Genomic DNA, 22937 nt, shown 5'->3' with positions numbered 1-22937 from the left:
TTAAAAATAAAGAGCTTGTTGAAATTTAGCAGACAAATAACATTTTTAACGTAAAACTCATAACATAAAAAAGGACAATAATATGTCAATTAAAACCTTTGAATTAATCAGTACCACCGATAATGGGGTTGAGCTTATCAGCTATGTTGCGCTGCCAGAAAACGCCTCAGATGAAAATCCTGTAGCAGGTATTTTGGTCGCCCCCGAATGGTGGGGTGTGGTCGATCATCCAAAATCAGTCGTTGAACGCTTGGCCAAAGCAGGTTATGCCGCTGTGGCGATGGACGTCTATGGTGACGGCAAACTGACCACCGATGCAGCAATGGCAAACATGTGGATGGAACAAGTCCTTGCCGATCAAGACATGCTTATGACCCGCTGCCGTTTAATCCTCAATGATTTCAGTGACCAGTTGGCAGTTAATGGCGACAATTTAGCAGCGATTGGTTTTTGCTTTGGCGGCAAAGTCGTGCTCGATATGGCGCGCGAAGCCATGCCATTAAAAGCAGTCGCTACTTTCCACGGTAACCCATCACCAAAACAGCCAGCGGACAAAAACTTCACCGCCAAAGTATTGGTCGCCCACGGTCGTGATGATTCGATGGTATCTATGGAAGCGATAGAAGGTCTAAAATCTGAGCTAGACGCTGCCGATGTTGACTACACGATCGATGTGTATGATAACGCCAAGCACGGCTTTACCAATCCACATGCCGACGAGCGCGCTGCCAAAAACGAGGTAGATCTTGGTTATAATGAAACTGCGGCTAAGCAAAGCTGGGAAAATATGTTGGAGTTTATGAAAACTAATTTGGCATAAAGCTTTATAGTTTTTTATTATAGATAACGACACAACAATAAGGGCAGCTTACTATTTAAGCTGCCCTTATTGTTGCAATAGAATGACCAGTCTTGTGCTTATCGTCAAATAACGTCATTATCACTCTATTATCGGATGGATTGAGTGACGAGGATGCTATACCTATTTATCAACCAGCTGGGTTGGCTGGCTTTTATTGTTCTATTGACCGTAGTGGTCGCGTTATACGCTAAGATAAATAAGCAGCTTAAACAATTACGCGGCGACATTAGGCAATTACAAGCTGAGAGTAAACAGCATAAAAATAGTACGCCAATAGAAAATCTCGACCATTCTATCGCTATTAATACCGTAGAAGCAGAAGATAATGTTTCTGAGTTATCATCGGCACAAGCAGCTGATGTCACGCCAAGCACCTGGCCTCCTAGCTTAAGCGATTCACCATCTCAAGAAGCGAAAGCCACTTCTCCCGCCTCAGCTATACCGCCTTTTGACTCTATCAAAAACCGACCTGCAAAGCCGCAGGTACCAAAACCCAATTCTACTATAGAGCCTGATGAGCGCTCACTCCCTATCGTCACCTCTCTGATCCATTCCATTAAAAACTGGTTTTTTGGTGGCAATTTAGTGGTTCGTGTTGGTGTCTTAGTATTACTGGTCGGCGTGGTGTTATTGCTGCGCTTATTAAGCGACTATATCGAAATACCGATTACCGTAAAGCTCATTGCCATAGGAATTATTGGTTTAGGGCTAGCAGGACTAGGCCTAAAATTAGCAAAAAATCGCTTTGCTTACGGTATCACTTTGCAAGGCGCTGGTTTAGCGATTGCTTATTTGACGACTTTTTTTGCCTATAGCGTTTATCAGGTGCTAGCAAGTGTGCCGAGCTTTATTGGTCTTGGTATATTATCGGCCATTACGATTGGCTTAGCAGTGCGCCAAAACGCCTTACCCTTAGCATTATTAGCCTTATCTGGTGGGTTTTTTGCCCCCATATTGACCAGTAGTGATATCGGTAATTTAGTAACGCTATTCAGTTATTACTTATTATTAAATATTACTATTGCCGTTATTGCCCATTACCGTACTTGGAAAATGCTAAATTTATTGGGTGTAGGCGTGACGTTTGGGTTGGCATACTATTGGGGGCTCACGGAGAATTTAATAGCAATTATTGATAATCAGCGCTGGGCTTTAGTGCTGCTGGTAGCGTTACATTTGATTCTCTATCTGTTTGTCGTCATTCGCTACGCCCAACAGATCATTGCTTATAATACTGCTAATCAAGAAGATGTTAACAACGCCAATAATGGCTATTTATTTCCCATCGATACCGGCTTGCTATTTTCAGTACCGATATTAGCATTTGGCTTATTTTCAGCGCTATTACACGATATCAATCACGCATTGACCATCACCAGCGCTATTTTAGCAGCGATATATCTAGGACTTGGCTGGACGTTTATTCAGCGTAGTCAGCGCTATGCCTTAATCACTGAAGGGATGTTGGCATTAGGGTTTGGGTTTTTAGCCTTGATAATTCCGCTAGCGTTAAATGCCGAATGGATAGCTTTTGGCTGGTCGGTACAAGGGCTGGCGTTGGTATGGTTTGGGCGGCGCTCGCTACGTGCGTGGTCAGTATTATTCGGCTTATTATTACAGCTCATCAGCATTGGTATACTGTTAAATAATTTCGTCATTGGTATTGAGCATTATCCCACACTCGCTTTAACCATTTCTGCCATTAGTGCGCTTGCTAGCGTTTTCATCTTACGTGCCAGCAACTCGCCTATTTTGTCTGACAACGAAGAAATTCAAAACTCAGTTAGCACTAATCATACAACATCAGAGTTTAGCAAGATATTAGGCATCAGCGAGACAGCCGCTCAGCAATGGCTTGCCAGTATCAACAGCCAAAGTACGGCGTTTAAACTGATTTGGCAACATCCAACTTTGATACGATTTTTGACCTTTACCGCGATGGGCTGGCTACTTTACGTCTTGATGATTGATTTTGATCAATGGCTCACCAGCTGGCAATTGGCAACGACAGCACTGATAGCGCTAGCCACTTTAGCAAGCTTACTCATTTATTGGATAATAAATCAGTATCGTTCGTGGCACGAGATTAGACAATTTAGCCATGGTTTACTGCTGCTGTTTTATGCTGTATTGATATTTCAGCTGCCACAAAAGTATGAGTTTGACTATCAATGGACGACGTTTCATTGGCCGATACTTATGACGTTATGCATTGGCTGGTTGGTGCTTGGGCAAGGTTGGATAAAAACATGGCACAGCTATGATAATAACGATTCTGAATTAAAAGGTTACGATAGCGCCAGCTGGCTTGGTACTGGAATTATAGTTTTAGCAGAAGTGCTACATTATAGATTGCCTGATTCAGACGGGGTGACAACTATTTTGGTTCCCGTTGCGCTTATGCTGGCTGGACTGTGGGGGACTTATCGTTATAGCATCGCTCGATACAGCCATGCACAATCGAAAATACCAGCCTTACCTCTGGCTCCTTATTGGTTTGATTGGCAAGGTGCACTGTTAGGCAGTGCCAAAATCTTTGTGCCATTAACATTGTGCTGGGTTATTTTTACCAACTTCTCTTATGATGGTGTGATTTGGGGACTCCCTTATATTCCACTGTTTAACCTCTATGATGTAACGTTATGGCTGGTGGTATTTTACGGTTTGGGTGTTTATTTACTGCGTCAACCACACAGCATGCATCCCACAAATCTATTAAAAAGCATTTATAAAAGTGACACTTTACTGACTTTTTTAGTACTCATTAGCTTTTGGATAGTCTCCAGTATGTTGGTCAGAACCCTGCACGCTTTTATTGACACCCCGCTATGGGTGGGTGGCGCTTGGAGTAGTGAGCAAGTACAGACAGGACTGACGATTTCGTGGACGCTAATCGCCTTAGTCGCGACTGTTATCGCCAGTCGCTATTGGCAGCGAACGCTATGGTTTATGGGTGTTGGTCTATTAGGTATCGTTGTCTTAAAATTGGTCTTGGTTGATTTATCCCAGACCGAGGCGATTTGGCGGGTCGTATCTTTCCTTGGTGCTGGTAGCTTGATATTGGTGATTGGTTATTTAGCACCGCTGCCGCCCACGCATGATGACCTAGTGGACGAAGGTAAATAATAGTTTCAGGTGAGCGTCAACTGAAATGATAGCGTCAGCATTTTTTAGCATCCGTACTTTTTAGCATCAGTACCTTGCTTATGTAGTAAACTGAACCTCATTAAAAAGTAAATGACGCTAGAGCATGTCCTAGTCTTACTTTTAGCATTTTTTATAAAAGGTTATAAAAGCAGATGGATAAGAGAGCAAGTATTCAGTGGTTCCCTGGGCATATGAACAAAGCCCGCAATGAAATCAAAGAAATTATGCCGCAGATGGATGTGGTTATCGAAGTGATTGACGCCCGTATTCCTTATAGCAGTGAAAACCCAATGGTTGCAGCACTACGTGGCGAAAAACCAGTCATCAAAATTCTGAACAAAGCCGACCTTGCTGATCCAGAATTGACCCAAACGTGGATGGATTATCTTGAGCAGCAAGATGGCGTCAAAGCAATCGCTTGTGATAATAATAAAGCCGATGATGTAAAACGTATCATTGCTATCTGTAAACAACTTGTGCCCAATAAAGTCGGTACCGGTCGCCAAATCAAAGCCATGATTATGGGTATTCCAAACGTCGGTAAATCCACCTTGATTAACACCTTAGCGGGACGCGCCGTGGCAAGGACTGGTGATGAGCCAGCGGTAACCAAATCGCAGCAACTGATTAAACTTGACGATGACATCATGCTCTATGACACGCCTGGTATGCTATGGCCAAAGGTTGAAAACGAAAACTCTGGCTATCGCTTGGCCGCAACGGGCGGTATTCGTGATACCGCGTTTGATTTCGATGATGTCGCGGGTTATACCGCTGAATATTTGCTAAGTGCCTATCCTGAGCTATTAAAATCGCGCTATAAAATTGACGAACTGCCCAAGACAGACTGGGAGTTTTTTGAAATGGCGGGGCGTAATCGCGGTTGTGTACGCGCAGGCAATCAAGTCGATACCTATCGCATGTCTGAGATTTTGGTGAATGAGCTGCGTAGCGGCAAGCTTGGACGTATTACGCTCGAAACCCCAGCCATGACTGAGGCTGAAGAACTCGTCGTCGCTGAGCAACGACTCGCCGCTGAAGAAAAAAGGCTGGCTAAAGAAGAAGAGAAACGCCTACGTCGATTAAAAACGCGGAAGAATCGGAAGTAAACGCTCACTAACATAGCTGGCAAGGTGCGCCTAGCGCACCTTTTATATTTTATTACTTACCTTTAACTTATTTAAAAATCTGCTCATATTTTAGTTGGCAAACAATATAATCAATGATTATTTCATCCTACGGTACTAATAACGAAGCTCATCTACTATTGTCTTGCATCAATCGTATTACACCCCATACACACTCTTAACCCCAAACTTTATATATCCCTGTTCAATTTACAAGGAATACTCTTGCCTACCCAATTCTCTCAGTCATCAACCTCTCTCAACTCCCTCGCCCCGCGCCTTCTCGATTGGTTCGCCGAAAATGGTCGCCATGATTTACCTTGGCAACAACACCAAACCGACACGCCCAACCCTTATATCGTTTGGCTGTCCGAAGTCATGCTGCAGCAGACGCAAGTAACGACAGTGTTGCCCTATTTTGCCCGCTTTATGGCGTCGTTTCCGACGGTACAAGATTTGGCAACAGCTGAATGGGATACGGTAGCGGAACATTGGGCGGGGCTTGGCTATTATGCGCGGGCGCGTAATTTACATAAAGGCGCAAAGCAACTAGTCGAAGTTATCAATGAGACTGGTGACTTTCCACAGACCCTAGCTGGTTGGGAAGCGATATCAGGTGTTGGGCCATCAACGGCTGGGGCGATTATGGCCATGGGGCTACATCGTTATGGTGTCATTTGCGATGGCAATGTTAAACGCGTGTTGACGCGTTGGGCCGCCATCGATGGCGATATTACCAAATCTGCCACGACCAAAGAGTTATGGACATTGGCTGAGCGTTTAACGCCTGTCGATGACTCAGGACTGTTCGCGCAAGCAATGATGGATATGGGCGCAACCTTATGTACCCGTAGCAAACCTGCTTGCTTATTATGTCCATTACAAGAGGATTGCATTGCCCATGCACAAGGACGCGAAACCGATTATCCCGTTAAAGCAAAAAAGCAGCCCAAGCCAAGTAAGTTTAGCAATGCATTATTAATTGAAGATACAAATGGCAAAATACTGTGGCTACAGCGCCCTGACAATGGCATTTGGGGCGGTCTGTGGAGCTTGCCGCTACAATTTGTAGAAAAGATTAACGGCAAAGTGAATGCTAAAGCTGCTGATAAAAATAATGGCAAAAATACAGATGATAAAATAAGCGCAGCGACTGGTAATCAGCCATTAAAAGTTGCTAGCAATGAAAAAGTATACGAAGCAGAGTTTACTACTGCTGAGCAAATTATTAATGAGTGGCTGGATAAAAATAAATTGGATGCAAAAGCCGTCAATAAAACCTTGTTAGATGACGCACCGATTAAACATTCATTGACTCACTTTCATTGGTATTTAACCCCGCAATCCATTACGTTAAATGATAAGCAAGCGCAAGATATAACCGAAGCATTGCAAGCTGCTGAGATTAATGTGAATTGGCTAAATGGTGATGCCGCACAGGCAACGCTTGGATTGCCACGAGCGATGGTTAAGATTTTGGAATAAGTATTTATACCTATAGTCAAAATATCTCAAAAACCTAACGGTACTGCTGATATAAGCTCTTTGATTATAAATACTGAAAATCACTTAATACCGTATGAAAAAAGCGACTTAACATCATGCTAAGTCGCTTTTTTATTTAACGTACTTTATCACTGGCGTTAGCGCTAAGACTTCGGCACACGTAAGCGCATTAAGCCTTCTTGCTGCACAGTGGCAACCAGCTTGCCGTCTTGCCAAAACTGCCCGTGATTCAACCCTTTAGCATTGGACGTGGTATCGCTCCACATGTCATATAACATCCAATCATTTAGATCAAAATCACGATGAAAATGCATCGAATGGTCGATACTAGCGGCTTGCAAGCCACTGGTCATAAAGCTAACCCCATGTGACATGAGCCCTGTGCCGACCAAATAAAAATCGGATGAAAATGCCAAAAGCGCTTGCTGAATGGCTACTGGCTGATTACCCAATTCATGAATACGCAGCCAGTTTGCCTGCTTGGGCTTCATTGGTTCCGGATGAATCGGATCACGCGGTTTAACCGGTTTAATCTCGACATGACGACGACGCATAAATCGAGCTTTGAGGGCGTCTGGCACTTTACCCACATACTCTTCTTTTAAATCCTGCTCAGCGAGCAAGTCCTCAGGTGGCGGATAAACGGGCATATCTTCTTGATACTCCAAGCCCTCCTCCATCGGCGAAAACGAGGCAATCATCGAAAATATCACTTGCTCGATAGGTGCTTTACCGCGTACTTCTTTATATTGAATCGCTGTCACCTCACGTGCCGATAGACTGCGGCCGTCACGCAAGCGGCGCACTTGATAAATCACTGGCTGATTGATGTCACCACCACGTAAAAAGTAGCCGTGTAATGAATGGCAGGGCTTGTCTTTGTCCAACGTATGCGATGCTGCCATAATCGCTTGGGCGAGTACTTGCCCACCAAAAATACGGGCACCAACATAGTCATGGCTCTTACCCTCAAAGACATCAGGGGTAACTTCGATAAGCGCCACGGTAGCCAGCAGCTCATCAATCAGTTGCGAATAATCGGACATGACGATATGTTTCCTTATTTTTTATCAAAAACGCTAAGCATCTAGATATAAGCGCCAAACGATATCAATACGGTATAGCTTAAGCCAATGGGGCGTTTTAATCCAAAATAAAATCAATTGTAGGGCGTGGCCGTAATCTGAACGAAAGCGATTAAATGGCCCATAAAATGATAGCTAAAAGCTCATTATAAAACCAAAGGTCAAACATCTTAACCAATATTGTGGGCTTTGACTAGCGACCGCGCTGATTTGCGAATATCACTCTGCTTATATAAAGCAAAAAGAATTCAATACGATAAACGAAGTAATAAAAAGCATCAAGAGGCATAAAGTATAAAAACGAGATGTTTTATACACCTCGTTTTTATATTACTCTATAGACTTACGGTTTCACTGCCACCAGTACCCGAATAGAATCTGGGACTAGGGATAAGTTGGCTAAGGCCTGCTCACCTTGCGCTTGTAACTGCTCTAAACGCTCCACCTCTTCTGGGCGTACGTTAGGGTTGATGGTTTGCAGATGCTTTAGACGCTTGATTTCACGCGACCACTGCTGGCTAAAGCGGGCACTTGCTTGCTCACCAATCTCCACTAACTGCTGACGGGCTATATCTTCAGCTTCATAATAACGCTGCTCAATCACATCGCCGCGCACTTTAATCACTTGGCGCGCACGGTTTTTATCCAAACGCTCAATATGCGGCATAATCATCTCCGCACTGATACGCGCTGATAAGTCACTGCCCTGCTCACTGATAAACACACGGATATTTTGTGTGGTTAAGGTCGCAGGCAAGTTAAGCAATCTTGGCGCAATGGCCTCTACGCGGAAATTCACTTCTAGCAACACCATACCTTGCGGTACGGCGGCACTTTTTAGCATCGCAACCGTGGTATTACCAAAGGTGCTGGTGCTCGCCAGCTCATAAATCGCGCGCATCAATGGATGCTCATGAGTAATAAATTCAATATCTTCACGCTGTAGCGCTTGCTCACGCTCGAATGTCAGCGTCATACCGTCTTCGTCACCAAGCGGTAAACCATCGATATAATCGCTAATCTCGGTGCTATCGATAGGTGCAATCACCCAAGAGCCATCGCGCTGAATATTATGCTCGATATTGGCTGAGGCAAAGAAACGCTCAATAAATTGTGGCAGTAGATTATGACCATCAAAATCACGCATGGCATCAGCGATACGTCCAGCAACGCGCGGACGGCACGAGTTATACTCTAATAGACGATCGCGACCTGCTTGTAGCTGGGCTTCTAATCCCAATCGGGTCTGCGCTGCTTCACTGATGATATCTTCTAGCGTGGTACGGTTCGCGTCGGTATCCGCCCCTTCAAGCATCGGCTTCAACTCTTGAATATATTGCTCTTGTACACTTTGCGCCGTCGGTGAAATCTGATTGAACATATTGAGCGCATTGTTGTACCATTTATAAAGGCGCTCTTGTGCGGTGCCTTGTACATACGGTATATGTAGCATAATTTGCTGCGTTTGCCCGATGCGATCTAGACGACCGATACGCTGCTCTAAGGTATCAGGATTGGCGGGTAAATCCCACAATATCAGCTGGCTTGCAAACTGGAAGTTACGCCCTTCTGAACCAATCTCCGAGCATAACAATATCTGCGCGCCTTCACTATCGGCAAAAAACGCCGCCGCTTGGTCACGCTCAAGCAGGGTCATTTGCTCGGTAAAGATAGCCGTTTTGATACCAGCATGCAGACGCAATACCGCCTCTAAACTCTCAACGGTCGCACCACTACGGGCAATCAACAGCACTTTTTTATGCTTAAGCTCGCCTTTTAAGATATCAATCAACCAAGGCACACGTGGGTCATCTTCTAACCAGCCACCATCAGGCTGGTTCTCTTCACCCCATAGCTGCTCACGCAATTTACCATTGGTTTGATAACTATCAATCCATGCTTCAGGTAATGGCAGTGGATAAGGCTGGCTGCTACGTCCGTGGAATCCTTTAACACTTTCACGGGTATTGCGGAACAAAATACGCCCAGTACCGTGGCGGTCTAGTAGCTCATTGAGCGCGTAAGTACGTAATTTTTCGTCATCATTAATCGTCGATAATTCATCGAGACTGATATCTAGCAGACTGCTTAATGCCGCGATTTGACCGTCATTTAACGGCTTATCTTCTATTAGTACGCTTGCAACCGCTGCGGTTTCTGCAAAGGCTTCTTGACCGTCAATAAACTCATCCAAATCATCAAAACGATCAGGGTCTAATAAACGCAGACGAGCAAAGTGACTTTGTGCCCCAAGCTGCTCAGGTGTGGCGGTCAATAACATAACCCCTGCCGTTTCTTCGGCAAAGTCGACAATCAAGTCATACTTATCATTGCCGCCTTGCGCTTCATCCCAATGCAGATGATGCGCTTCATCAACGACTAATAAATCAAATCCTGCGTCCATGGCTTGGTCATATAAGTCAGGATGGTCAAGCAATAAATCCATACCGGCAATGATACATTGTTCGGTAGCAAAAACGTTTTGCTCAGGGTCATGCTCTTTAATGGCTGCTGCACGTACCAAGTCAAACAAGGCAAAATTTAGGTTAAAACGACGGCGCAGCTCAATCATCCATTGATATTGCAGACTGTCTGGTACCAGAATGAGTACGCGCTCAGCTTTACCCGTCAGTAGTTGCTGATGAATAATCAGACCCGCTTCAATGGTTTTACCCAAACCAACTTCATCAGCGAGCAAGACACGCGGCGCGATACGTTTGCCAACTTCATGCGCGATATAAAGCTGATGCTCAATAATATCGACACGTGCACCCATCAAACCTTTGAGCGGATGACCGGCAAGCGCTGATTGCATACGCAAGATATCTTGGCGTAGCTCATACCAATCACCACGCTCAATACGACCAGCGAGCAAACGCTCAAGTGGTTTTGCTAAGGTGATATTGGCCGCCAGTCGGGTTTCCATTATCCCTTTTTCATGCTCGTCGACACTGTATTTGAGTACGCCCATCACTTCTTCGACCGCCGTCACCGTATAGGTATTACCGGCTTGATCAGAAATACTATCGCCAACTTTAAACACCACGCGCGATAACGGCGCAGAGTTTTTTGCATAAACACGCGTCTCTTCACTTTGCGGAAATAGAATATGCACACATCGATCATCTACATCGATGACCACCCCTAAGCCCAGCTCGGACTCCGTATCAGATAAATGGCGTTGACCAACGGTGAATTCGGTACTGTGCAATGAAGCGATAGAGATAGTCATAGGGCGATGTCTTTTTGTACTCAGGTGATAAGAAAATAGATGGCTAATGATGCGAGCCATAATGACCCATTCAGTATCATTAATATGCTGATAGTCATTGGCAATATCGGATAACGCCAGCTCATGGCTAGGTCGGACGATACAGCAGAGCATTATATAACGTTAGCGCCTAGATGAGTGCATTAAGTTGGCTTTTCAAGAGCAAATTTGGACAAGAATATGCCAAACCCAAGCATAAGTTGGTCTTATAAAACAATAAGATAACGACTCGCAAGTAAAGAAAAAATATTGTTATTATTTAATTGTTTCTATATTGTTAACATATGAAATATAACGTTTCTTTTTACTACCGACATTATATTAAGTCCTCCAAGTGATTTATTAAAAACAACCTCGAACGCTTATTAAATGACTCCCAGTATTTACGGGCATCATATTACCTTTTATAGTCGTTTAAGTTATGAATCATACGTTTATGAAGTCCATTAAACTATCATTTAAAGTGATAGGCCTGAAAGTGAATAGTTCAGTATTTTGTAGTAACTGATATCTCACTTTAAGTAAGTTTACGCATCCCACATGATTGATTACAACCTGCACATAGCTTTGACAATCTCCTTTGTACATCCTAATCCCAAGGACAAACACCACCATGAGTGACTCCAAAAAGGTTGGTTTTTTCAACCAAGTTAGTACCCAAGTTACTACTATTTTATTTATTGCTTTTGCGGTCGTTCTCGCGGTCGTTGTTTATGTCGTTGATAAAGAAGGCTATGAAAAAATTCGCCTTGAATCCGCAAAACTGGTGGCTGAACGTGGTAATACAGCGGTTAATAGTATCTCTGCCGATATCAATCGGGTGATGCGTAGTGCGCTGCTATTGCAGCAAAGCGCACAAACCTTGCCTCCACAAGAGGCGATTCTACAAGCCAGTGCGGCCAATGCTTTTGATAAGCGAGATTACAACCTATTGGGTAGTGGTGGAATTTGGCCTGAAAACGGTGCGCTTGGGGCTAATACTGCCACCCATCCGTTTTTGATGGTACGTCAAAACGGTGACTATCAAGCGGTACTAAGCGATCCCAACCCAGCTAATCCTTATTATCAAGAAGATTGGTTTAGCGTCTTAAAACTACTCAAGCCTGACAGCTGTATCTGGAACCATGTTCGCGCCACCCAAACCAAAGGCGAGCTGGCAATGAGCTGCGGTGTGGCCATCGAGCGTGACAATCAGTTTTGGGGCGCCAGTACCGTTAACTTCACCCTTAATCAGCTGCAAGAAAATATCGTAAAGCTAAGCGAAAGCTCGGGTTCAGGCTACATTTTATTATTGGATAACAGTGATAAAGTTATCGCCTCGTCTAACCCTGAGCGCCTAAGCTATATCGATGAAGAGAGCGGTACGCCACTTGATATCAAACAAGTCATCAACTCAGATCCCGCTTGGCAACCGGTGCTTAACTTCTTAGAAACCCAGCGTAACGAGACTATCGAGCGGGTCGCCGCCAGCGTCTCGCCACAAGTCCAGCAAGTACTGACCACGCTTGATAAAGCCGAAACTGGTACGGCAAAAGGTTATTATTTGGTCAATTATGCGGCTTACTTAAATAACGGTGAGAATCAGCAAAACGCGATGGATAGCCGCTTATTGCAGAGCTTTGAGTTGGCAAAAGACAGTTACTATAATGGCAGCCAAGCCTATGTCTTTGAGATTCCTGAGACTTACTGGAAGCTCATCGTTGTACAACCTGATGCTGAAATTAACGCCATCGCCGATAACTTGAGTGAAAACTTAATCAACTGGATCGCTTTGGCGCTATTACTCACGGCTGGTGTCATTTACTTTATGCTGACGTATTTGGCATTTAAGCCGTTAAAAGAGACCACCGATAAAATCTCTCAAGCAGAAAACCTGATCGATAATAAACAATACAATAAGCTAAGCTCGGTTAAATTCACTGAAGGTCGCAACGAGATTGGGTTGGTCAACGGCTCTATTAATGATCTATTAGATCGAATTCAATCCAATGAAGGGAAGCTTGCCAATATCAATCAACAGCTCGAGATTAAAGTTGAAGAGCGTACCGCTGAGCTGCAAGATACGCTAAAAGAGCTGAAAAACTCACAGCTGCAATTGATTCGTTCAGAAAAAATGGCGACTTTAGGTCAAATGGTGGCAGGCGTCGCCCATGAAGTAAACACCCCTCTGTCTTATGTGCAAAATAACCTTGAGATTATCGGTCAGTTGACTGAGCAATACGAGGAATTGATCGAATTGGTACAAGGGCTAAAAGGTATCAAGTCGGATGCTGGGGCAACCAATGGCAAAATCGACAAATTATTGGCCAAGATTGTCAGTGCGTCTGATGAAATCCAAGAAGATGACCTGTCAGCTGAGCTAAAAGAGCTGATTAAAGATTCGTTGTTTGGCGTCGAACAGATCACTGAGATGGTACTTAACTTGCGCAATTTTGCCCGTCTCGATGAATCAAAGGTAAAAACCATCGACGTGCGGGAATGTATCGAAGCCTCACTGAAAATCGCGGGTAACTCTATCAGACATCAAGAGATTGTTACTGACTTTGCGCCAACACCTGAGGTTAAATGCTCACCGTCACAGATCAATCAAGTATTGGTCAACCTGTTAAATAACGCCTCGCAAGCCATAGACCAAAGCCCTGATGGCAAAATCGACGTTCGTACCCGCGCTGATGACAACAATGTTTATATCGATGTCAGCGACAATGGTAAAGGCATGAATGCAGCAGTGCTCAATCAAATATTTGAGCCGTTCTTTACCACCAAAGGCGCAGGTGAAGGTACAGGGCTTGGTATGGCCATCAGTCAACAGATTATGGAGCAGCATAATGGCGATATTAAAGCCGTATCGACTGAAGGCCTTGGCACCACGTTTACTTTGACTTTACCTATTAATAACGATTTAACAGAGAAAAACCTAGTTGCGTAAGCGCTAGGTTGGCTTTTAATTTTAATCATTATTGGCAGTTTTATTATCATTATTCATCATAAGGATATCATCATGAATGACAATGAAAACGAAATCGAAATTGAAGATGACTCAAATGTACCAGAAAACAGTACTGAGCCAAAACCGAAACTGGCATTTATCGACGATGAAAAGCGTATTTTACGTTCTATGAAACTATTGTTTCGTAAAACGCATGACGTTTTTATTACCACCGATCCCAATGAATACATCGATTACATCAAAAAAAACCATGTACACGTCGCGGTCAGTGACCAGCGTATGCCCGAGCGTGTCGGTGTCGATATATTACGAGAAGTGAAAGACATCTCACCGTCTACCATGCGTATATTATTGACCGGTTACGCTGATTTAAATGCCATTATTGGTTCTATTAATGATGGTGAAATTTATCGTTATTTGACCAAGCCGTGTAAATCTGAAGAGCTGCTCGCCGTCGTCGGTCGTGCCACCGAAATCGCCTTGACCTATAACCCAGACGAAGATGGCGACCAAATTGATAGCTCGGACAATAAGCAAACGCTATTGGTCATCGATGAAACTGACGAGCTGATTGAGCAAATCCGTAAACAGTTCTCTCACAGTTATAAGGTACTGCACGCCAAAGGTTTAGAAGAGGCTTATGATTATTTGGCGAACGAAGATATCGGTGTGTGTATTACCGACATCAACGTCAGTGGTGAGAATATCGCACCGATTATCTTTACCTTAAAACAAGACGCGCCGCATTTAGTAGTCTTGGTACAGACAGAATTTCAAGACGCTGGCTTGCTGATTGATTTGATTAACAAAGGACAAGTTTATCGCTGCTTACCGAAGCCGATGCGCGCAAGCTTGCTCGAAATCAGCGTCAATCGTGCGTTCCAGCATCATGCGAAACTCAAAGCCAGTCCTGAATTGGTCAAACGTTATGAAGTAGAGCATGACCCTGAAAACGATATTCGCATCGACTTGAGCAGTCGGGTACGTAGTCTGATTGGTAAATTGCGTAAGCGTTTTTCTTTATAAGCGCATAACTTTACAGCGCTTGGATTTATCACATTATAAGCGATAAAAGATTATTGTCCAATAAAACAAAACCTCTACTTCCAAGCTGAAGTAGAGGTTTTTTGCTTTGTACTTTTGACTAAATACAGCAACGTGCTACATTAAGCCGATAATAACCAGAGCCCATTTACAATAACAACGAGATAAGGAATCATCATGCAAGCCGTTTTTTTAGATAAAGGTACTTTTTCTGATAATGTCAAATTGCCAGCGCCGACTGGTGTGACTGACTATATTACTTATAATGATACGCCACAAGATAATGACCTCATGATCGAGCGCTGCAAAGACGCTGACATTATTATCACCAATAAAGTCCAAATTAGCGCCGAGGTGATTGCCAAACTACCCAAGCTTAAGCTCATTCAACTGACTGCGACTGGTATGAATAACGTCGACCAAGACGCTTGTCGCAAGCATAATATTACGCTTTATAATGTCGCCGGTTATGCAGTAAAAAGCGTGCCTGAACATACCTTTATGTTAATGCTGGCGGCGATGCGTGCGGGTATCTATTATCACAATAAAGCCATCGATGGCACGTGGGCTGATAACGGTAATTTTTGCCTACTTGATATTCCACTGATAGATTTGGAAGATAAAACGCTGGGTATTATTGGCATCGGTACTATTGGTAAACGCGTGACTGACATCGCCCGCGCCTTTGGCATGACGGTATTATGGGCGGAGCATCAAGGGCAAGCGCCGCGTAATGACAACTATACGGACTTTGACGAAGTGCTAGCTCGTGCTGATGTCATCAGTTTACATTGCCCACTAAATGATGCTACCCAGCATTTGATTAATGCAGATACGCTAGCAAAAATGGCCAAGCAACCACTCATCGTCAACGTCGCCCGTGGCGGTATCGTTGATAGCCAAGCGCTGACTGATGCGCTCAATAACGAGCAAATCATCGGCTATGCCAGTGATGTTTTTGAGCAAGAGCCCGTCATCGATGACGATCCTTTATTAACCATTGCCAATCATCCACGGGTGATATTTAGCCCGCATAACGCTTGGGGCAGTAAAAGCGCTCAAGACACCTTGTGGCAAATACTAAGCAAGCAAGTGACTGACTTTATCGAACAGAATTAGAGAGCTTAGCAAGTTACTATCAAGTAAAGTGCAGCCATTCATCTTTGATTTTACGGTATTTAAGCATGACACGATCGGTTAGGTAGTTATTGTTGACGCGCCACGGATAACGGTCACCTTGTTTCGGCAACTCATCTTTGGCACGGCTGACATAACCTGCCGATAGCGCGCCAAGTACCGTATCTGGCTGCACCTTTACTTGCTGATGCTCATTTTTAGCCTGCGCCACTACTGTTTTATAATTGCCTTTACTCATATAATTCAGTAAGCGCAGGACATATTGGCAGGCCAAATCGATTTTTAGTGTCCAAGAAGCGTTGGTATAGCCGAACATAATGGCCATATTTGGTACGCCCTCCAGCATCACCGCCTTATAGGTCATCCGCGAACCTACATCGACGGCTTGACCGTCAACATATAACGCAGCACCGCCCAGCATCTGTAATTTGAGACCGGTCGCAGTGACAATGATATCGGCATCCAAATGCTTGCCTGATGTTAAGGCGATACCCGTCTGGGTAAAATGACTGATCGTATCGGTAACGACCTCAGCGCGCTTGCTATGCAACGCCTTAAACAAGTCGCTATCAGGCACCGCACACAAACGCTCCTCCCACGGATTATAAGCAGGCTTAAAGTGGGCAACATCGACACCGCTACCTTTGAGCTCTTTTTTGACCCTATGATTTAACAGCGCTTTCATGATTTTTGGTGCGTGAAGCGCAGCTCGATAGACCCCTTGTTGAAACAGTACATTGCGCGTGCGTAGCAAGGTATAGGCCTGCGCTTTTGACAAAGGAGAGAACTTACCTGATAGCAAATCAAGCGCATGATCATCGCCCGGTACGCTGGCTACATAAGTCGGTGAGCGTTGCAGCATAGTAACGTGGCGCGCGCATTGTTTACCATTTTTATCAACTAACGCTGGTATCAGCGTCATTGCTGTCGCTCCACTACCGATGACGACTACTTTTTTATCATCATAGGCCGTATCTTGCCAATGCTGTGGATGGACAATCTCACCTTTGAAATTTTCTTCATCTTTAAAGTAAGGACGATAGCCAGTCTCATAATCATAATAACCAGTCGCTCCGACCACGAAGTTTGCGCTTAGGTTAAATACTTCGCCACTAATATGATTTTTAATCAACGCGGTCCATTGCAGGCTACTACTTGACCACGATAACTGCTGCAGCTCGTGCTGATAGCGAATGTGCTCTACCACCTTAAACTCGCGTGCAGTGTCAGCGATATAGTTTTTAATATCGTCGCCTTTTGCCAGCATTCTATGGTTGAGCCATGGGCGAAAGCTATAACCAAAGGTCAGCGCATCAGAATCAGAACGAATACCAGGATAGGTAAATAAATCCCATGTACCACCCAAATCGGCTCGCTTTTCTATGATTAAAAAGCGCTGACTATTATTTTTTTTGGTTCGCAGTTTCTTTTTAGAGTGCTTATGATTAAAAAAATGTGGATGACGTTTTTGCGCCACCTGTTGCTGGAGATGACAAGCCATACTGATGCCTGCGATACCAGCACCTCATAATCTGCAGGCAAGCCTGTCGAAGTTTCTTTGGGTTTAAAGTGTTTTTTAACGGCCTGCTTAGCGGTAGTAATATCAAGCATAATACGATCCTTGTCTTTGCATGACTGACTTTAAAATGATTAACTTTAAAAAGGACTAGGGCTTTCCCAATCCATCCATGCGCCCAGCGTGGGATGTTTGAGGCGTAATTGTTGGGCATGTAAATTGAGCCTTGGCGCAATATCTAACGCGCTGCCTTCGGCATAAATAGGGTCGCCAATGATGACATGATCGACGTGTACCATATGGACGCGCAACTGATGACTGCGACCAGTCACTGGCTTTAACAGCACTCGCGTGACTGTCTGACCGTTGCATTGTTCATGTGCCAGTACTTCATACAGCGTTAATGCGTGCTTTGACCAATTAGGGTCGACAATATGGCGCGGTTTTGTGCTTGGTTCATAGCGTACTGGCACTGATATTTTGCCTGTTGCCCCCACACTCTCCCACTCACCAAACACCCGTGCTTGGTACTTCTTTTGAGGCAAACGCTCAATAAACTGCTTACTGATATTGGTTTGAGCCGCAGCGTTTTTGGCAAAGATCAGCAATCCCGAGGTATCCATATCGAGGCGATGAATCAATTTCACCGCTGGATTGGCGCGCTCCAGTCGAGCAAGCAAACTAACCTTGAGTGTTTTACCATCGACACTTAACAGACCTGCCGGTTTATCGACAACCCAAATATCATCGTCTTCGTAGACGGTAATTTCTTGCGCAAATGCTTGAAAAAACTCAAATGGGCGGGCTTTTTCTTGAATATTAAGGGCGTCAATTTCTTTATCGGTAAAAGGCATAGAGTGAACTACTTATATTAATTGATTCAAATTTTATTTTTCAATAGAGATTATGGATACAAGTGACAGATAAAACATAACCTGTGTTGTTATGTTTCGATTTATTGTGCTAATAGTAATTGTTAAACAATTTAACCAGCCTGCATCTGTTAAGGCTGGGCAAACATGTTAATATAATGGCACATTTTCACCACTTCTAAACGATTCTTTGGCCACTCATCATTCTATTATGAAACCAATATATAAGTTGATGAGTGGCGATAGAAATAATAAAACAAGAGAGATAAAACTATGTCAGACCTTATTGTAAATACCACCGATGCAAACTTTGACCAAGACGTATTGCAATCAGACGTGCCAGTACTGGTAGATTTTTGGGCAACGTGGTGTGGGCCTTGTAAAGCCATCGCGCCTATCTTAGAAGATCTAGCGACTGAATACCAAGGCAAAGTCAAAATCGTTAAAGTCGATGTGGATAATAACCCACAAGCGGCCAGCCGTTTTGGTATCCGTAACATTCCAACCTTGTTTGTCTTTAAAGGTGGCGAAAAAGTTGATTCTGTCATGGGTTTACAGCCAAAAGCGGAATTGGCAAAAGTACTAGACAAGCATCTGTAAATTAAAATAATACTAAACCCAAAAAGTACGACTAGTGGCTGCAAACTCGTTTAGTTTACAAGACGTAGTACTTACACTCGTTTTCCTTGCTACTCTAATTTTTGTGGATGGTATAAGCTTGTTTCGGATGTTTTTACGCAAGCACAGCTACAAATAGAATAAACGAAAAAGCCATTATCTCCCTGAGACAATGGCTTTTTTGCTGGTTTTTTATGCAAAAAACTCAATTATATGACTTTTTTGGCAAAACTCATTGACAACACTATTGTGAAGACCGTATAGTCTGCTGACAAGAGAAAACTAACAGTTTTCCTAAGTATCTTGTCGCTATTCTCCTCGTGTTTATCAACAAAAACACAGTCGTCATTATAAACACCATTACTTAACGAAATGACTAAATACAATTACTGATATTGAGTTTTTGGCGCAGACTCTTATGTAGCCTCTTTATCCTCCTTATTTATAACCTTGCATCAAACGCTTGCAATGCATACATAAGCAGACACAATACCAAGACTACATAAATTCCAGCACTGCACACACCCTCTATCGCCATAATATCGTTGTTTTAATCACTGTCGTGACTTGTGCTACTAATGGCATCTCTCATCTGATCAATTGCTAATGACCTATCTATGAATCTAACTGAATTAAAGAAAAAATCAATCGCTGAGCTATTGGCTATAGCCAAGGAAATGGGTCTTGATAATATGGCACGTAGCCGTAAACAAGACATTATTTTTGCTATCCTAAAAACCCATGCCCGTAATGGTGAGGCCATTTATGGTGATGGTGTGCTTGAGGTTCTTCCTGACGGGTTTGGCTTTTTGCGCTCATCAGAAGGCTCTTATTTAGCAGGTCCTGATGATATCTATGTCAGCCCTAGCCAAATTCGCCGTTTCAGTCTCAAAACGGGTGACAGTATCGCTGGCACGATTCGTCCACCCAAAGATTCTGAGCGTTATTTTGCACTATTAAAGGTTGGCGAAATCAACTTTGATACGCCAGATCGCTCACGTCATAAACTTATCTTTGAAAACTTAACGCCGCTATTCCCAACTGAGCAGCTAAAGTTAGAACTCGGTAACGGTACGACTGAAGACTTGACTGGCCGCATCATTGACCTAATCGCCCCAATCGGTAAAGGTCAACGCTCTATTATCGTTGCCCCGCCGAAAGCGGGTAAAACGATGTTGCTACAGACCATCGCCCAGTCAATTACCCGTAACAACCCTGAATGCTACCTTATTGTACTATTGATTGATGAGCGTCCAGAAGAAGTGACCGAGATGGAACGCACAGTACGCGGGGAAGTCGTCGCTTCGACTTTTGATGAACCGCCACAACGTCACGTACAAGTTGCGGATATGGTCATCGAAAAAGCCAAGCGTTTGGTCGAGCACAAACAAGATGTTGTTATCTTATTGGATTCTATTACTCGCCTTGCCCGCGCTTATAACACCGTTATTCCCTCATCGGGCAAAGTATTAACCGGTGGTTTGGATGCCAATGCGTTAGAGCGTCCAAAACGCTTTTTTGGTGCCGCTCGTAACGTCGAAGAAGGCGGCAGCTTGACTATCATTGCCAGTGCACTAATCGATACTGGCAGTAAAATGGATAGCGTCATCTTCGAAGAATTCAAAGGAACGGGAAACCAAGAGATTACGCTTGAGCGTGATTTGGCTGAAAAACGTATTTTCCCTGCCATTAATATCAAAAAATCTGGTACACGCCGCGAAGAGCGTCTGCTCAATGAAGACAAATTACGTAAAGTTTGGATTCTACGCAAGCTTCTACAACCAATGGATGGCGTACAAGCAACTGAGTTCTTATTGGATCGCTTAAAAGAGGCGAAGACCAATGATGAATTTTTTGAACAAATGAAACGCAAATCTCAAAACTAGATAGTGATTCTAATGGTGTTTCTATTATAAAAGGCTGCTCTAGTGCAGTCTTTTTTTTGGATTCTTTTACGTGAAACCTAAAAAACAGTTAGCGTATTATCCCTATGAATACAAGAAACCTAAATGAAACCCCTACCAATGACATATAATGGCAACATCATTTACATCTCGCTTGCAAAGCTTAGCGTTTCTACTACGACCAAATATATACTAATCAGGTAACATTAGACCTAGTATGAATGTATTTAGGAAAGTAATTTTATTTGAAGTGATTTTAATTTGAAGTGACCTTATTTAAGACATTCGAATACCTGACACAGATTGACCGTACTCAATTGATGATTATCATAAGATGAGTACTTTATTTTAAACTTAATCAATTAATAGGTGAAAACATGAAATTTGCTAAAACTATCGCAATGACTGCTCTTACTAGCTCAGCTCTAATCATGGGCGGCTGTGCATCTAACGGCTACAACACTGGTTTAAGCAATACTGCTAAAGGTGCTGGTGCTGGTGCTGCTGCAGGCGCTCTTATCAAGAGTGGCGGCAACAGTAAAGACATCGCTCGTGGCGCACTAGGTGGCGCTGCACTAGGTGGTGCAGGTGCTTATATCCTTGACCAAACCAGATAATTGGTTTTAGATAAATATTTATTAAGACTTTACTTTATCTCGATAAGTATTTAGTCCTAAAAAAACCTGCAATTAATTGCAGGTTTTTTTGTGCGTGGCATTTGGTTGCCTGATTAATAAACCACTCACTTTATAACTAATATAGTTAAAATACTTTAAAAACGCTACGATACTGCGGGTATAGTTTTTTTGCAGCCTCTGTCTGCGTAGGCACAGCAAGCTAGAAAAAACGGTACCTGCAGTACGTGATGTAGCGATATTACTTCTCACTGACTATACCATTCATAAAAATTAGAGTAGCAAGGAAAACGAGTGCAAGTGCTACGCATTGTAGACTAAACGAGTTTGACACAGCTAATCGTACTTTTTAGGTTTGGTATAACCTGCTTTATAACGCCCCACTAAAAGTATCACAAGACTGTACGCTGCCACTCTCTAAACCACGCGTAAACCATTGCACACGCTGTTGACTGGTGCCATGGGTGAAGTTATCAGGCACCACTGCTCCACCACTCGCCTGTGCTAAGCGATCATCGCCAATTTGGCCTGCGGCATTAATAGCTTCATCGATATCACCCGCTTCCAAAAACTGTACGCGCTCCTGATTGCGCTGTGCCCAAACACCAGCAAAGCAATCTGCTTGTAGCTCTTGCAATACAGACAGTTTATTTGCTTGTGCCCGTGTCACTTGGCGGCTGGCTTCATTCACCTGCTGAGTAATGCCTAATAAGGTTTGTACATGATGACCAACTTCATGCGAGATAACATAAGCTTGGGCAAAATCGCCCGCTTTACCTTGGTTTTCGCTGTCCCCTGAGCCTTGTATATCACCAGAAATACCAAGGTTTTGACGCATTTCTACAAAAAATGAGGTATCTAAATAGACGGTCTGATCACCTGGACAATAAAAAGGACCGGTTGCCGCGCTAGCACTACCGCAAGCTGAGCTGACTTGGCCATTGAATAGTATAAGAGACGGCTCTTTATAGGTACTGCCCGCTTCATTAAACACCTGATGCCAAACTTCTTCGGTATCTGCCAATACGACTTTTACAAACTGCGTATCACGGTCGTCACTGGTTGCAGGCTCAGTAGAGGTGTTATTGCCACCACCCGCAACCACTTGACCGGTTTGCAAGGCGGTCATGGGGTTTACCCCAAATACCAACCATAAAATACCAGCAATAATAATACCGCCAATACCGCCGCCGATCATCTTACCGCCGCCACTGCTTGAGCGTACGTTAGAACTGCCACGCCTACCTTGCCATTTCATAATTT

General features: G+C 43.7%; 15 protein-coding genes. 10 read left to right on the top strand and 5 right to left on the bottom strand.

All coding sequences use genetic code 11. The annotated features are described in order from the left end of the window. Positions 1 to 82: 82 nt before the first annotated feature. The 4 genes from ACT3TU_RS09315 to mutY all read left to right on the top strand — a co-directional run bounded on the left by ACT3TU_RS09315 (position 83) and on the right by mutY (position 6621). Positions 83 to 820, top strand: a complete 738-nt coding sequence (locus tag ACT3TU_RS09315) for a dienelactone hydrolase family protein (protein WP_192524633.1) — start codon at positions 83 to 85, stop codon at positions 818 to 820. Between the two features lie 153 nt (positions 821 to 973). After that, positions 974 to 3988: a DUF2339 domain-containing protein gene (locus ACT3TU_RS09310; RefSeq protein WP_192529268.1), complete on the top strand. Its 3015-nt coding sequence runs from the start codon at positions 974 to 976 to the stop codon at positions 3986 to 3988. Between the two features lie 173 nt (positions 3989 to 4161). Beyond that, entirely contained in the window at positions 4162 to 5118 is a 957-nt protein-coding gene (gene ylqF / locus ACT3TU_RS09305) for a ribosome biogenesis GTPase YlqF (protein ID WP_192524022.1), read from the top strand. A 243-nt stretch (positions 5119 to 5361) separates the two neighbouring features. Then, positions 5362 to 6621 carry an A/G-specific adenine glycosylase gene (gene mutY / locus ACT3TU_RS09300; RefSeq protein WP_225735258.1) on the top strand — a complete coding sequence of 420 codons (1260 nt, stop codon included), beginning with the start codon at positions 5362 to 5364 and terminating at the stop codon, positions 6619 to 6621. Between the two features lie 164 nt (positions 6622 to 6785). Here the strand turns inward: mutY and ACT3TU_RS09295 are convergent, their stop codons facing one another. Together ACT3TU_RS09295 and rapA are read right to left on the bottom strand one after the other, a co-directional pair. Beyond that, positions 6786 to 7688 (bottom strand): acyl-CoA thioesterase, encoded by a 903-nt coding sequence (locus ACT3TU_RS09295; RefSeq protein ID WP_192524023.1) that lies wholly within the window; start codon positions 7686 to 7688, stop codon positions 6786 to 6788. Between the two features lie 382 nt (positions 7689 to 8070). After that, on the bottom strand, positions 8071 to 10959 hold the full coding sequence (rapA, locus tag ACT3TU_RS09290; protein ID WP_192524024.1) for an RNA polymerase-associated protein RapA: 2889 nt from the start codon (positions 10957 to 10959) through the stop codon (positions 8071 to 8073). 652 nt (positions 10960 to 11611) lie between these two features. On the opposite strand from rapA, the gene ACT3TU_RS09285 reads away from it, so the two are divergent. From ACT3TU_RS09285 to ACT3TU_RS09275, 3 genes are all read left to right on the top strand, one after another. Then, on the top strand, positions 11612 to 13927 hold the full coding sequence (locus tag ACT3TU_RS09285) for a sensor histidine kinase (protein ID WP_192524025.1): 2316 nt from the start codon (positions 11612 to 11614) through the stop codon (positions 13925 to 13927). A 72-nt stretch (positions 13928 to 13999) separates the two neighbouring features. Next, entirely contained in the window at positions 14000 to 14974 is a 975-nt protein-coding gene (locus ACT3TU_RS09280) for a response regulator (RefSeq protein WP_192524026.1), read from the top strand. Between the two features lie 195 nt (positions 14975 to 15169). After that, positions 15170 to 16111, top strand: a complete 942-nt coding sequence (locus ACT3TU_RS09275; protein WP_192524027.1) for an NAD(P)-dependent oxidoreductase — start codon at positions 15170 to 15172, stop codon at positions 16109 to 16111. 19 nt (positions 16112 to 16130) lie between these two features. Here the strand turns inward: ACT3TU_RS09275 and ACT3TU_RS09270 are convergent, their stop codons facing one another. After that, positions 16131 to 17630 (bottom strand): flavin-containing monooxygenase, encoded by a 1500-nt coding sequence (locus ACT3TU_RS09270; protein ID WP_225735259.1) that lies wholly within the window; start codon positions 17628 to 17630, stop codon positions 16131 to 16133. A 155-nt stretch (positions 17631 to 17785) separates the two neighbouring features. Then, on the bottom strand, positions 17786 to 18499 hold the full coding sequence (locus ACT3TU_RS09265; protein ID WP_192524028.1) for an RluA family pseudouridine synthase: 714 nt from the start codon (positions 18497 to 18499) through the stop codon (positions 17786 to 17788). A gap of 291 nt (positions 18500 to 18790) precedes the next feature. On the opposite strand from ACT3TU_RS09265, the gene trxA reads away from it, so the two are divergent. From trxA to ACT3TU_RS09250, 3 genes are all read left to right on the top strand, one after another. Further along, the gene (gene trxA, locus ACT3TU_RS09260; RefSeq protein WP_020444406.1) at positions 18791 to 19117 is read left to right on the top strand and encodes a thioredoxin; all 327 of its coding nucleotides are present in this window, start codon (positions 18791 to 18793) and stop codon (positions 19115 to 19117) included. A 635-nt stretch (positions 19118 to 19752) separates the two neighbouring features. After that, positions 19753 to 21021, top strand: a complete 1269-nt coding sequence (gene rho / locus ACT3TU_RS09255) for a transcription termination factor Rho (protein ID WP_192524029.1) — start codon at positions 19753 to 19755, stop codon at positions 21019 to 21021. A gap of 395 nt (positions 21022 to 21416) precedes the next feature. Then, entirely contained in the window at positions 21417 to 21656 is a 240-nt protein-coding gene (locus ACT3TU_RS09250) for a hypothetical protein (RefSeq protein WP_192524030.1), read from the top strand. 388 nt (positions 21657 to 22044) lie between these two features. On the opposite strand, the gene ypfJ is transcribed toward ACT3TU_RS09250, so the two are convergent. Next, entirely contained in the window at positions 22045 to 22932 is an 888-nt protein-coding gene (gene ypfJ, locus ACT3TU_RS09245) for a KPN_02809 family neutral zinc metallopeptidase (RefSeq protein WP_192524032.1), read from the bottom strand. Positions 22933 to 22937 lie beyond the last annotated feature (5 nt).

Source organism: Psychrobacter sp. AOP3-A1-26, assembly GCF_052378235.1.
Lineage (GTDB): Bacteria > Pseudomonadota > Gammaproteobacteria > Pseudomonadales > Moraxellaceae > Psychrobacter.
The sequence above is the reverse complement of the archived record's forward strand: the minus strand, read 5'-3'. Positions and strand labels throughout refer to the sequence as shown.

Excerpts from the sequence above, each read along its gene's own strand:
- rapA (WP_192524024.1), bottom strand. The coding sequence starts at position 10,959 with ATGACTATCTCTATCGCTTCATTGCACAGTACCGAATTCACCGTTGGT.
- trxA (WP_020444406.1), top strand. The coding sequence starts at position 18,791 with ATGTCAGACCTTATTGTAAATACCACCGATGCAAACTTTGACCAAGAC.
- ACT3TU_RS09280 (WP_192524026.1), top strand. The coding sequence starts at position 14,000 with ATGAATGACAATGAAAACGAAATCGAAATTGAAGATGACTCAAATGTA.
- ACT3TU_RS09310 (WP_192529268.1), top strand. The coding sequence starts at position 974 with ATGCTATACCTATTTATCAACCAGCTGGGTTGGCTGGCTTTTATTGTT.
- ACT3TU_RS09295 (WP_192524023.1), bottom strand. The coding sequence starts at position 7,688 with ATGTCCGATTATTCGCAACTGATTGATGAGCTGCTGGCTACCGTGGCG.
- ylqF (WP_192524022.1), top strand. The coding sequence starts at position 4,162 with ATGGATAAGAGAGCAAGTATTCAGTGGTTCCCTGGGCATATGAACAAA.
- ACT3TU_RS09285 (WP_192524025.1), top strand. The coding sequence starts at position 11,612 with ATGAGTGACTCCAAAAAGGTTGGTTTTTTCAACCAAGTTAGTACCCAA.
- ypfJ (WP_192524032.1), bottom strand. The coding sequence starts at position 22,932 with ATGAAATGGCAAGGTAGGCGTGGCAGTTCTAACGTACGCTCAAGCAGT.
- ACT3TU_RS09275 (WP_192524027.1), top strand. The coding sequence starts at position 15,170 with ATGCAAGCCGTTTTTTTAGATAAAGGTACTTTTTCTGATAATGTCAAA.
- ACT3TU_RS09315 (WP_192524633.1), top strand. The coding sequence starts at position 83 with ATGTCAATTAAAACCTTTGAATTAATCAGTACCACCGATAATGGGGTT.
- ACT3TU_RS09250 (WP_192524030.1), top strand. The coding sequence starts at position 21,417 with ATGAAATTTGCTAAAACTATCGCAATGACTGCTCTTACTAGCTCAGCT.
- ACT3TU_RS09270 (WP_225735259.1), bottom strand. The coding sequence starts at position 17,630 with ATGGCTTGTCATCTCCAGCAACAGGTGGCGCAAAAACGTCATCCACAT.
- ACT3TU_RS09265 (WP_192524028.1), bottom strand. The coding sequence starts at position 18,499 with ATGCCTTTTACCGATAAAGAAATTGACGCCCTTAATATTCAAGAAAAA.
- rho (WP_192524029.1), top strand. The coding sequence starts at position 19,753 with ATGAATCTAACTGAATTAAAGAAAAAATCAATCGCTGAGCTATTGGCT.